General features: G+C 51.6%; 14 protein-coding genes. 6 read left to right on the top strand and 8 right to left on the bottom strand.

Annotated elements, in window-relative coordinates:
• Positions 1-33: 33 nt before the first annotated feature.
• Both mdtG and LA04_RS05960 read left to right on the top strand, forming a co-directional pair.
• Entirely contained in the window at positions 34-1251 is a 1218-nt protein-coding gene (gene mdtG, locus LA04_RS05965; protein WP_047650846.1) for a multidrug efflux MFS transporter MdtG, read from the top strand.
• A gap of 97 nt (positions 1252-1348) precedes the next feature.
• On the top strand, positions 1349-1723 hold the full coding sequence (locus LA04_RS05960) for a MysB family protein (protein WP_023311118.1): 375 nt from the start codon (positions 1349-1351) through the stop codon (positions 1721-1723).
• 6 nt (positions 1724-1729) lie between these two features.
• On the opposite strand, the gene LA04_RS05955 is transcribed toward LA04_RS05960, so the two are convergent.
• The 3 genes from LA04_RS05955 to mdoG are packed head-to-tail and all read right to left on the bottom strand — an operon-like array spanning position 1730 to position 6092.
• Positions 1730-1957, bottom strand: a complete 228-nt coding sequence (locus tag LA04_RS05955; RefSeq protein ID WP_047650845.1) for a YceK/YidQ family lipoprotein — start codon at positions 1955-1957, stop codon at positions 1730-1732.
• A 60-nt stretch (positions 1958-2017) separates the two neighbouring features.
• Complete coding sequence (gene mdoH, locus LA04_RS05950) at positions 2018-4546, bottom strand: glucans biosynthesis glucosyltransferase MdoH (RefSeq protein WP_047650844.1); 2529 nt, start codon at positions 4544-4546, stop codon at positions 2018-2020.
• Entirely contained in the window at positions 4539-6092 is a 1554-nt protein-coding gene (gene mdoG, locus LA04_RS05945; RefSeq protein WP_021240787.1) for a glucans biosynthesis protein MdoG, read from the bottom strand. Before mdoG ends, mdoH begins: the two co-directional genes overlap by 8 nt.
• A 254-nt stretch (positions 6093-6346) precedes the next feature.
• Between mdoG and mdoC the strand changes: the two genes are divergently transcribed.
• The gene (gene mdoC, locus LA04_RS05940; protein WP_047650843.1) at positions 6347-7486 is read left to right on the top strand and encodes a glucans biosynthesis protein MdoC; all 1140 of its coding nucleotides are present in this window, start codon (positions 6347-6349) and stop codon (positions 7484-7486) included.
• A 33-nt stretch (positions 7487-7519) separates the two neighbouring features.
• Here mdoC and ymdB read toward each other — a convergent pair whose 3' ends face one another.
• From ymdB to csgB, 5 genes are all read right to left on the bottom strand, one after another.
• Positions 7520-8062, bottom strand: coding sequence for an O-acetyl-ADP-ribose deacetylase (gene ymdB / locus LA04_RS05935; protein ID WP_023311113.1), 543 nt, complete (start codon positions 8060-8062; stop codon positions 7520-7522).
• A 106-nt stretch (positions 8063-8168) separates the two neighbouring features.
• Positions 8169-8489 (bottom strand): hypothetical protein, encoded by a 321-nt coding sequence (locus tag LA04_RS05930; RefSeq protein WP_047650842.1) that lies wholly within the window; start codon positions 8487-8489, stop codon positions 8169-8171.
• Positions 8490-8653: 164 nt separating this feature from the next.
• The gene (csgC, locus tag LA04_RS05925; RefSeq protein ID WP_047650841.1) at positions 8654-8986 is read right to left on the bottom strand and encodes a curli assembly chaperone CsgC; all 333 of its coding nucleotides are present in this window, start codon (positions 8984-8986) and stop codon (positions 8654-8656) included.
• Positions 8987-9047: 61 nt separating this feature from the next.
• Positions 9048-9500 (bottom strand): curli major subunit CsgA, encoded by a 453-nt coding sequence (gene csgA, locus LA04_RS05920; protein WP_047650840.1) that lies wholly within the window; start codon positions 9498-9500, stop codon positions 9048-9050.
• Between the two features lie 41 nt (positions 9501-9541).
• Positions 9542-9997, bottom strand: coding sequence for a curli minor subunit CsgB (gene csgB, locus LA04_RS05915; RefSeq protein ID WP_047650839.1), 456 nt, complete (start codon positions 9995-9997; stop codon positions 9542-9544).
• Positions 9998-10761: 764 nt separating this feature from the next.
• On the opposite strand from csgB, the gene csgD reads away from it, so the two are divergent.
• The 3 genes from csgD to csgF are packed head-to-tail and all read left to right on the top strand — an operon-like array spanning position 10762 to position 12243.
• Positions 10762-11412: a biofilm master transcriptional regulator CsgD gene (csgD, locus tag LA04_RS05910; RefSeq protein ID WP_021240790.1), complete on the top strand. Its 651-nt coding sequence runs from the start codon at positions 10762-10764 to the stop codon at positions 11410-11412.
• 4 nt (positions 11413-11416) lie between these two features.
• A complete protein-coding gene (gene csgE / locus LA04_RS05905) occupies positions 11417-11806 on the top strand; it encodes a curli production assembly/transport protein CsgE (protein ID WP_033145182.1) in 390 nt (129 codons plus the stop codon).
• 23 nt (positions 11807-11829) lie between these two features.
• The gene (gene csgF, locus LA04_RS05900) at positions 11830-12243 is read left to right on the top strand and encodes a curli production assembly/transport protein CsgF (RefSeq protein WP_008500846.1); all 414 of its coding nucleotides are present in this window, start codon (positions 11830-11832) and stop codon (positions 12241-12243) included.
• The last annotated feature ends 4 nt before the right edge of the window (positions 12244-12247 follow it).

Below are 12247 nucleotides of genomic sequence, written 5' to 3'. Positions count from 1 at the left end.
TCAGGTGCTCTGCACCTCATTATGCGGATAGTTATGTCACCCTCAGACGCCCCCATAAACTGGAAGCGTAACCTCACGGTTGCGTGGCTTGGCTGTTTTCTTACCGGCGCTGCGTTTAGCCTGGTCATGCCCTTCCTACCGCTCTACGTCGAACAGCTTGGCGTGACGGGCCACAGCGCGCTCAATATGTGGTCCGGTCTGGTATTCAGCATCACGTTTCTCTTTTCCGCGATGGCCTCGCCCTTCTGGGGCGGCCTTGCCGACCGCAAGGGACGTAAAATCATGCTGCTGCGTTCGGCGCTGGGGATGGCCATTATCATGGCGCTGATGGGCGTGGCGCAGAACGTCTGGCAGTTTCTGATCCTGCGCGCGCTGCTGGGCCTGCTGGGGGGATTCATTCCCAACGCGAATGCGCTGATTGCCACGCAAATTCCCCGCCATAAGAGCGGCTGGGCGCTCGGGACGCTCTCTACCGGCGGCGTGAGCGGTGCTCTGCTGGGACCGCTGGCCGGGGGATTACTGGCGGATAACTACGGCCTACGCCCGGTGTTCTTTATCACCGCCAGCGTGTTGTTCCTGTGCTTTATCGTCACCCTGGTCTGTATCCGGGAAAACTTCACGCCTGTCGCCAAAAAAGAGATGCTCCACGCCAGGGAGGTGCTGACCTCGCTCAAAAATCCCAGACTGGTGCTGAGCCTGTTCGTGACGACAATGATTATCCAGGTGGCTACCGGGTCGATTGCCCCTATTCTGACGCTGTACGTTCGCGACCTGGCAGGTAACGTCAGCAGTATTGCGTTCATCAGCGGGCTGATTGCCTCCGTACCCGGCGTGGCGGCGCTGTTGAGCGCCCCGAGACTGGGAAAACTGGGGGACCGCGTTGGTCCGGAGAAAATCCTGATCTGCGCGCTGGCAATCTCCGTCCTGCTGCTTATCCCCATGTCGATGGTGCAGTCTCCGTGGCAGCTGGGCTTACTTCGCTTTTTGCTGGGTGCCGCCGACGGCGCGTTGCTGCCCGCCGTACAGACTCTGCTGGTCTACAACTCCACGAACCAGATTGCCGGGCGTATTTTCAGCTATAACCAGTCATTCCGCGATATCGGTAACGTCACCGGACCGCTGCTCGGGGCCGGGATCTCCGCCAGCTTCGGTTTTCGCGCCGTCTTTATCGTGACGGCGGGCGTCGTGTTGTTCAATGCCATTTATTCATGGTTCAGTTTATCCCGCGCGCTGCGGCCCGTGACGGAATAAGACGAACGCCTGACAGCTTATTTTCGCATTCATACTTGCAGAATCTTATATTCAGCTATTCTTTCCCTGAAACCTTCTGGAAAACAGGGAGACACCAATGACCATGTACGCCACGCTGGAAGAAGCTATTGATGCCGCTCGTGAAGAGTTCCTCGCCGACAACCCCGGCGTTGAAGAAGAAGATGCTGACGTGCAACAGCTTAATATCCAAAAATACGTTCTGCAGGATGGGGATATTATGTGGCAGGCCGAATTCTTTGCCGATGAAGGTGAAGAAGGGGAATGTTTGCCGATATTAAGTGGTGAAGGTGCGCAGGCCGTCTTTGATGGCGACTATGACGAAATCGAACTTCGGCAGGAATGGCTGGAAGAGAACACCCTGCACGAGTGGGATGAGGGTGAGTTTCAGCTCGAGCCGCCGCTGGATACGGAAGAAGGTCAAACCGCAGCCGACGAATGGGACGAGCGTTAATTTACGCTATTCGTAAGGGCCGTGGCTGGCATCGATCGGCAGCAACAGCGTGTCGAAAATCAGCGAAAACGGCAGATCGAGCACGGTCAGGTAGCGCCACGCGGAATCACGAAGATCCCATTTCACGCCCGGGTAATACTGATTTCCGTGGCCTTGCCCTGGAATGGTGCGACTGATGATACTGCCGCAGCCGCTGAGCAGGCATGCCATCATGATGATGATGATGATTCTCATCTCTAACCTCTAAAAAAATACCGGCCTCACAGCCGGTATTTTGTTTATTACGGAGAAGGCTTACTTCGACTTCAGCGCAAGCGGATTCAGCTTCACGTCCTTATAGTAGTTCACCCACGAAGAGTATTTCTCCGGAGCGGACCACACGCGGTAGTGAAGACGCGCCATTGTCACCGGGTCGCTCAACAGCACCAGACGACGGTCGCGGTTGAGTTTTTCTGGTGTCTCGTTAAGCGCCTGCTCAACGTGACGATCGCGGGCAATCTCCAGCACCTGGCTGGCGCGGTGACGCGCGGTCGCCATTGCCGTCGCCAGGGCGTTGAATGACGGGTTAAACACGGCGTGCATGAAGCCGTCATCCAGCGAGCGACTGCGGTTCTGTTCCAGGTAACGATCGGTATCCACCAGCACCTGCGGCGGGGAATACTCTTCCGGGATCAGGAACAGTTTCCAGCGTTTAGTACGCAGCCCCACCGTTGAACGGCTGGAAATCACGGACACAAACGGCGACAGGATCAGCGAGAAGACAATCGGCGCCAGCCAGAACAGGAAGCGCAGATCCAGCCACGCCATCCCGGCCGCCCATACCAGACCCAGCAGCAGCTGAGAACCGTGGCGCATAAAGGCTTCACCCCACGGCGTGGAGTCGTCATCACGCTGCGGTGAGTTCCAGACCACTTCCCAGCCCAGGAACGCACTGACCACAAACACGGTGTGGAACAGCATACGTACCGGCGCCAGCAGGACGGAGAACAGCACTTCCAGCAGCAGTGAAAGGGTCACGCGGAAGAAACCGCCGTACTCTTTCGAGCCTTTGCACCAGATCAGGATGATGCTGAGCAGCTTAGGCAGGAACAGCAGCACCATGGTGGAGGCAAACAGCGCAATCGCCAGCTCCGGACGCCACTGCGGCCACACCGGGAACAGCTGGCGCGGTTGCAGGAAGTATTGCGGCTCCGTCAGGGCATGGACGACCTGCAGCGCAGTGGAGAGCGCGAGGAACATAAACCACAGCGGCGCGGAAAGATAAGACATCACGCCCGTCAGGAACACCGCGCGGTGTACCGGGTGCATCCCTTTAACAAGGAACAGGCGGAAGTTCATCAGGTTACCGTGACACCAGCGGCGGTCACGCTTGAGCTCGTCCAGCAGGTTCGGCGGCAGCTCTTCGTACGATCCCGGCAGGTCGTAGGCAATCCAGACGCCCCAGCCAGCACGACGCATCAGCGCCGCTTCCACGAAGTCATGCGACAGGATAGAACCGGCAAACGACCCCTCACCCGGCAGCGGCGCCAGCGCACAGTGTTCGATGAACGGCTTCACGCGAATAATGGCGTTGTGGCCCCAGTAGTGCGACTCACCCAGCTGCCAGAAGTGCAGACCCGCCGTAAACAGCGGCCCGTAAACACGGGTGGCGAACTGCTGGCAGCGCGCATACAGCGTATCCATACCGGACGCTTTCGGCGAAGACTGAATGATACCCGCGTTAGGGTTGGCTTCCATCAGACGCACCAGACCGCTCAGGCAGTCGCCGCTCATGACGGAGTCAGCGTCCAGCACCACCATGTAGCTGTACTGGTTACCCCAGCGACGGCAGAAGTCATCGATGTTACCGCTTTTACGCTTCACGCGACGACGGCGGCGGCGGTAGAAGATCTGGCCTTCGCCCTGCACTTCTGCAATCAGCTCCATCCACGCTTTTTGTTCCGCCACGCAGATATCCGGGTTGTAGCTGTCGCTCAGGATGTAAACGTCGAAATGCTCCGCGTTGCCGGTCGCCTTCACGGACTCCCAGGTCGCACGCAGGCCCGCAAATACGCGGTCAACGTCTTCGTTACAGATAGGCATAATCAGCGCGGTACGGTGCTCAGGATTGAGGGGTTCATCCCCGACCGTTGACGCTGAAATGCTGTATTTGTCACGCCCCATGAGCAATTGCAGGAAGCCCATCAGCGCAGTCCAGAAACCGGCCGAGACCCAGCAGAAGAGGACCGCGAACAGCAGGAGAATGCCGCTCTGCAGGATATACGGCAGCAGCTGCATGAAGGAGACCCAGAGATCCTGACCCATCATGTCCGTCGGATTGATAAACGCCCAGCCCTGGTAAGGCAGGATAGTTTTCATGTACCAGGTCGCGACGACGGTCTGCGCCAGCGTCAGAAGCAGCAGGATATAGCGACGGATTGTCCCCACGGTACGCCATTTCTGTTCGGACGCCTGCTCTTCTTTCGTCAGGCGTGACAGATAGCGCGGCGTCACATCACGCCCGCGCAGGCGATCCCAGAAGCGGCCCACCGGGTTGGTGCGCCATGGATCGGGGAACATAGAGGAACGCGTAGCCTTCGGCATCGCCTGAAGCTGAGCGCGTCCTTCATCGTCTTTAATCAACTGCCCTTCCGCCAGCGAGTCCGGCCAGGCCTGCTCCAGACGTGCCTTGACTGACCCGAGCGGCGTATCATCATCACGGGAAAACGTATGATGTTCACCATCCAGCGCGGTGTGAACCGCGCGGATGTCGCTCTTTGGCAGTGCCGCTTTTTCGATATCCGTTAGCGGCATGGCATCAATATATTCAGATGTATTATTCATTAGCAGGTAGCTGATAGCTCCAGGTTTCACTCAGCGGCTGATCGTTACTGACCAGCGCAGCACGCATTTCAGTGGTCTGTTTCGGATCTTTCACTTTCACGCGCAGGGTCAGACGCCAGCCTTTGGTTACCGGGTTGTAACGCACGGTATTCTCAACGATTTCACCGTTATCACCGATGCTGGCCTGAGCGGCAACGGCGGTATCCGGCGACAGTTTCTTCATATCCTGGCCTGTGAAGTCCACGACAAACGCCACGGTACCGTCAGGCTGACGGATAAGATTAGACTGCTTCACATCACCCGTTGAGCGGCGAGTCTGCATCACATACGCGTTATCCGGTGCATGCAGCTTATCTTCGTCGCGGCTGAAGGTAATGGTGTACTTGAAGTTCATCTCTTTACCGGCTTCCGGCAGCTGATCCGGCGTCCAGTAAGCGACTATGTTATCGTTGGTTTCGTCGTTGGTTGGAATTTCTACCAGCTCGACCTTGCCTTTACCCCAGTCACCGTTTGGCGTGACCCAGGCGCTTGGACGCTGGTCATAGCGATCGTCCAAATCTTCAAAGCGGGAGAACTGACGTCCACGCTGCAGCAGGCCAAAGCCTTGCGGGTTTTCCATTGCAAAGCTGCTTACTGCCAGATGTTTCGGGTTATTCAGCGGACGCCAGATCCACTCACCGTTGCCGGCATGAATAGACAGACCGTTGGAGTCGTGCAGTTCCGGACGGAAATTGGTTGCCGGTGACGGCTGGTTCGGCCCAAACAGGAACATACTGGTCAACGGCGCAACGCCCAGCTTGCCCACTTTATCACGCAGGTAAACCTTGGACTGCACGTCAACCACCGTGTCACGACCCGGCATAATCACAAAGCGATAGGCACCGGTTGCACGCGGGGAATCCAGCAGCGCATAAATGGTCAGACGCTTATCCGTTGGTTTTGGACGTTCAATCCAGAACTCACGGAAACGTGGGAACTCTTCACCTGATGGCAGCGCGGTATCAATTGCCAGACCACGCGCAGAAAGCCCGTACACCTGCCCCGCGCCGATAACGCGGAAATAGCTGGCTCCAAGCATGCTGACGATTTCGTCGTTTTTATCTTTGCTGTTGATCGGGTAAAGCACCTTAAAGCCTGCGAAGCCCAGGTCTTTCACCGTATCTTTGTCGTGTTGCACATTGCCAAAATTGAAGTAATCCGGGCTGTACTTGATCTTACGTACCGCGGTTGCCGTCACTTCATTGATGGCAACAGGCGTGTCGAAATACATACCCTGATGATAAAATTCAAGCTTGAACGGGGTTTTAATATTGCTCCAGTACGCTTTGTCGTGATTGAACTGGATCTGCTGATAGTCCGCATACTTCATATCGCGGAAAACGGAGGGCAAGTTACTTTTCGGCGCTTCGTAGCTCTTGCCTGCCATCGATTTTGCCTGTTTTGCGACATCGTCGATGTTAAAGGCCAGTGCCGATGAGGTATACAGTGATAACACCACTGCAGCACCCAACCAACGCATTTTCATCATCTGTGGTTTATGTTTCATAATAAGTAAGCACTTCCCCCTTTGTGTGCTTATATCGATCCGATCCATTTTAATGGAAACTCAGGCAATCCGACAACATTATCACTGCTTTGTTCAGCTGCTGGCTCATGGAATAAGCAAATGAAAGAACCCGCTATTCACTTTGCGTGCTTATCCTGGAGACAGGGTGTCGGTCTTGGTGTAGGGTTGGCTTCGAATGTAACCATTATGAGTCTTAGGGATAAGACGAAAAGTCTGAGAATGCACAACGTTATATGAGCACAACACTAACAGAACGTGAATATTTCCTCGACTCGATCAGGGCCTGGCTGATGCTATTGGGGATCCCCTTTCACATTTCATTGATTTACTCCAGCCACACCTGGCATGTGAATAGCCAGATGCCCTCCTGGTGGCTGACGCTGTTTAATGACTTTATTCACGCCTTCCGTATGCAGGTGTTCTTCGTCATATCCGGCTATTTTTCTTACATGTTATTTCTGCGATATCCGCTCAAGCGCTGGTGGAAAGTGCGCGTAGAGCGCGTGGGGATCCCCATGCTGACCGCCATTCCCCTGCTGACGCTGCCTCAGTTCATTATGTTGCAGTACGTGAAGGGCAAAGCGGAGAACTGGCCGAATCTGTCGCTGTATGAAAAGTACAATACGCTGGTCTGGGAGCTGGTGTCTCACCTGTGGTTCCTGCTGGTCCTGGTGGTGCTCACAACGGTGAGCCTGTTGATTTTCAGCCGACTGCGCCATCATCTGAGTACAAAAGCCGACACCTTCTTCGCCAACGTTACGATGGGCAAACTGTCAGTGCTCTTCTTGCTGTTGGGGATTGCCTATGCCGCCGTGCGACGGACGCTGCTCATCGTCTATCCGCCGATTTTGAGCGACGGGTTATTTAATTTTGTAGTGATGCAGTCCCTGTTCTACATTCCGTTCTTTTTAATCGGCGCGCTGGCTTTTATTCATCCGAAGCTTAAATCGCTGTTTGTCACCCCGTCACCGTGGTGCGCTCTGGGGGCAAGCCTCGCGTTCGCGGCCTATCTGCTGAATCAGCGCTACGGCAGCGGCGACGCCTGGATGTATGAAACGGAAAGCGTGATCACTATGCTGCTGGGCCTGTGGATGGTGAACGTCGTATTCGCGCTGGGCCACCGCTTGCTGAACTTTAAGTCGAGCCGCGTGACCTACTTCGTTAATGCGTCACTGTTTATCTATCTGGTGCATCATCCGTTGACGCTTTTCTTCGGGGCTTACATCACACCGCACATCGCTTCCAACACGCTGGGCTTCTTTACCGGGCTGGTGTTTGTTGTAGGGGTGGCAATCGTACTCTACGAAATCCATCTGCGGATCCCGCTCCTGCGCTTCCTCTTTTCAGGAAAACCACAGGCAAAAGCCTCATAAATCACGCGGCGCACCCGATGCGCCGCGTTTACTTCAGCTCTCCAGCTCTTGTCTGCGCTGGGTAAGAAGCCGCTGATAAAGATGCGTGGTGTCGTCGTCGAAACAGACAAAAATCACCTTCTCTGGCAGCGGTTTTAACGACAAATAGCGGTAAACCGTTTCTACGGCGATCGTTGCGGCAGCGGCCTTAGGGTAACCATACACGCCGGTGCTGATGGCTGGAAACGCCATCGTTTTATAACCGTTGTCGGCGGCCAGTCGCAAACAGTTCCGGTAAGCCTCTTCCAGAATACTCGCTTCGTGCTGATCCCCGCCATGCCATACAGGCCCTACGGCGTGAATTACCGCTCTCGCAGGCAGATTGCCCGCCAGCGTAATCACCGCGTGACCGGGAGGACATTCGCCCTGCTGTTGGCGCACGGTTTTACAGGCTTCCAGCAGCTGCGGTCCGGCAGCCCGATGGATAGCCCCATCCACGCCGCCTCCCCCCATCAGGGATGGATTGGCCGCATTGACGATGACGTCGACGTGCACTGTCGTAATATCGCCATGAATAATTTCAATTTGCGGTTTCATAAAGCCCCTCTGCAACCCGCCATTTTCTTAAGTGTATCGCAGAGGAGACCGGGAGAAAAAACTATCAGAAAAAATCCTCTTTCACCGCAGGGCGCGAGAACGCGCACTAGCGATACTGGATTTCGACAACCGCGAGCGTTTTTTCAGGATTAAGGTATTTCATATTGAGCGTTGCCAGGTTTGAATCGCTCACTTTCCCGTTAAGCGCCTCTTTATAGCTGATCATACGCGTTTGCATACGGTTATTATTTGGACATGACATTGCAATCTGTTGCTTCTGGGGGGCGACTTCACAGGGGTCGGCAACAATGGCACCGCGAAAATGAATGACGCCACCGTCAACAACCGTGGCCGAATAAGCCGGGATACTCAAAGCTGAAACGACCAGACCCAGACCTGCCACGAGTCGAGCAAAATAGTTGTTCATTATAGGTACTCCTCAATGAAAATCGTCCATGAGGGGTAAACGCGCTTCATTTATTATGACAAACGAAGTTTCACGTTACGGAACATAACGACCTGGTCCGTGATATCAGCATAGCTCAACGGCGAAGACCCGTCATATTCGCAATACATTGATTTCATGAATATTTAGATCGAACTTCCCGCTGGCGACCACTGTTTTGATAAATGAAGCGATTTTCCATCTGAAACGGTGACAACGATTTTTACCGTGTCTCCCGCGCTTATATTTAAACTCAGGCGCATCAAATCAATCGTCTGATTAGCGGGTATAAAAAGTGTGTTTTGCTGCCTGGACGAACTTTGTCCCCCTTGCCCTTCTCGCAGAGAAACAATCTGAACCTGACAATCACACGGCTGCGCCAGAGTGACCTGCGGGATAATGGTGGTCATATTTTCCTGCTGCGACGTTTTGAAGGTTATCTGGCTGGAAAGCGCGGCGAGTAGAATTAAGGTATTCATGATGAACTCCCGAAAAAAAACAGGGCATCAGCCCTGTTTTTTTGTAGCACAGATTTCAGTATCAGTACTGATGAGCTGTCGCGTGGTTACCAAAGCCGATTTGGGTAACGTTGACAGTAGAGTTAGACGCAGTCTGGTCTACGAGGGCACCGTTAAAGCCGCCGGACTGACTAACGTTCATAACAGATTTTTTACTGTTCCACTGATCAAGTGTTGCACTGTTGCCAAAACCTTTCTGGGTCAGGTTGATTTTACTGTCATCGGAACCCTGACCTACGTCAGCACCGTTAAAGCCACCGGTCTGGCTAATATTCAGAACGGAATTTCTGGCGTCAGTCTGCAGTGCAACCGCGGAGTTACCGCCACCGTTCTGGTAAATATTCAGCGTTGAATTTGGGCCACTGTATCCACCGTGACCATGGCCATGACCCCATCCACCCTGATTGATAGAACCCGCCATAGCACTACCAGAAACTACGATTGCTGCAAGTGCTGCCACTTTGATAAATTTCATGGTAAACCCCCATCGGATTGATTAAAGTCGTCGCGAAAGCGCTAATGTTGAATAACGTTAATCGCCATTTGCGACTGTTTCTGCACTACAACTGCGGTTTTCTGCGTACCGTACTGCGTAATATTTGCTCTATTACCCGACCCTTTCTGGATAATTTTCGCGCTATTACCGTATCCATCTTGCGTAATACCTGCATCATTCCCGTTACCGCTTTGATCGACCCAGGCTAAATTGTAACTCCCTGATTGATCAACTCTCGCTCTGTTACCCGCCCCATCCTGAGATACAATGGCTAAGAGTCTTGAACCGTCCTGGCTAACCTCAGCGTTATTGAAAACGCCCCGCTGACCAATAATGGCTGCCTGATTGAGTGATGAAAGACTTAATTCGTTAACCGCAAAGTTATATTCAGCATTTGCCAAATCTGAATTCGCTGCGGTCACAAATCCAGGCGCACCCAGTAATGTAAACATCATAATTAACGATGTGTTTTTCATGTTGTCACCCTGGACCTGGCTATTTAATCACGCCATAAACCTTTACCAATGCTACTTGTTAAAACGACTCGTATTGTGTTAACGCGTCGTTACGGTGAAGAGTATGTCCGCTGAAACATTTTAAATATCTCACCCGCGCGACTTATTTTTATTTATCGGCTCATCACAAAGTCGTAATTTACATCAAAAATCACTTTAATTAGGTCAGCTTATATTTTTTATTAAGCAGGTCTTGCGATCGGGTTGTACAACGGGATGAAGGCTGTCCAGGCGTCATCCCGCGTTGTTTAAACGTAACGGCTGGAGATCATTTTTCTCAGTGCGTGACACGACGCCTGTTTTCTTAAGCCAGGCAGCAGCCCATTCACTGGCTTAGAAATAATCTGAAACTCATACTTAATTAGTGCGACGTAAAAATAACAAATAAGATTAAAAATCAATTACATAAAAATATTTGTATGATTTTTAAAATCTGTGCACGTCTATTTATATGTACAACTTTTTCATCAATTATTACCATTAACAATAAGCATTTTTCACAAATTAATATTGATTTTTACATTCTGTTACACGTTTAACACTTGCTTTAAACTTCGTAAAAGCTAGATTGAAATTAGATGTAAGAAATTGGTTTTATATTTTCCTCCCTGTGGGGGTTATGGTCTGATTCTACACACAGCAGTGCAACATCTGTCAGTACTTCTGGTGTCCTCTTATAAACAGGAGGACAGCTGCCAGGTGCCTAAAAAAAGTGGGGTTTCATCATGTATAATGAAGTCCATAGTTTACATGGTCATACATTACTGTTGATCACAAAACCTTCTTTGCAAGCGACAGCTTTATTACAACATTTAAAGCAATCTTTATCACTGAACGGGAAATTGCATAATATTCAACGTTCTTTTGATGATATTGCACCTGGCAGCATCATTCTTTTCGATATGATGGAAGCTGATAAAAAGCTTATCCATTACTGGCAAGATATTTTAAGCAGGAAAAACAATAATATCCGCGTGCTATTGTTGAATACGCCTGATGAATATCCTTTCAGAGATATTGAAAGCTGGCCGCATATCAATGGCGTATTCTACGTCACGGAAGAAGAAGACCGGGTAGTAGAGGGCCTGCAAGGTATATTGCGCGGAGAGTGTTATTTTTCGCAAAAGCTTGCCAGCTATCTCATCACGCACTCCGGAAATTATCGCTATAACAGTTCAGAGTCCGCACTGCTCACGCACCGTGAGAAAGAGATCCTGAACAAGTTACGTATTGGTGCTTCAAATATTGAAATCGCCCGTTCGTTATTTATCAGCGAAAATACGGTAAAGACGCACCTTTATAATCTTTTCAAGAAGATAGCTGTGAAAAACCGAACTCAGGCTGTTTCGTGGGCAAACGATAACCTCAGGCGTTAATCACATGAAGCGCACGTTGAGTTGGATCGCCGCAGCGAGTTTCCTGCTCGCTGCCGGGAATCTGAAGGCCGTCGAGGTCGAAGTTCCCGGATTGTTAACAGACCACACTGTCTCATCGGTCGGGCACAGTTTTTACCGAGCCTTTAGTGATAAATGGGACAGTACTTATACCGGAAATATAACAATCAACGAGCGGCCCAGTGCACGATGGGGAAGTTGGATAACAATAACGGCTAATCAGTACGTTATTTATCAAACGTTTTTATTCCCCACAAAAATAGACTTCGATAAAAACGTAGCCTTAGCACTGGCACAATCAGAAGACGCTATTAATCGCCTGCAAATAGATAAAGCCCTATTAAGCACCAGCGATTTAGCAAAAGACGAGTTCTAGCGAACCGATATGCGGAGGCTGTCATGCGTATTGCATATGCAGTTGTTTCGATAATGCTGATAACACCCATAAGCTGGGCCGGAAACATGACGTTTCAGTTCCGTAACCCTAACTTTGGCGGTAACCCTAACAATGGCGCGTTCCTGCTGAATGAAGCTCAGGCGCAAAACTCCTATAAGGATCCCAGCTTAAAGGATTTTAGCGTTGATACCCCGTCCGCACTGGACAACTTCACTCAGGCTATTCAGTCGCAGATTTTAGGTGGGTTACTGACCAACATTAATACCGGTAAACCCGGCCGGATGGTGACCAACGACTTTATCGTTGATATCGCCAATACCGACGGACAGCTTCAGTTGAACGTGACCGATCGTAAAACCGGAAGAATCTCTACCATTCAGGTTTCCGGTCTACAAAGTAATTCAACTGACTTTTAAACAA

Source organism: Enterobacter sp. UCD-UG_FMILLET, from assembly GCF_000762975.1.
Taxonomy (GTDB): Bacteria; Pseudomonadota; Gammaproteobacteria; order Enterobacterales; family Enterobacteriaceae; genus Enterobacter; species Enterobacter dykesii.
The sequence above is the reverse complement of the archived record's forward strand: the minus strand, read 5'-3'. Positions and strand labels throughout refer to the sequence as shown.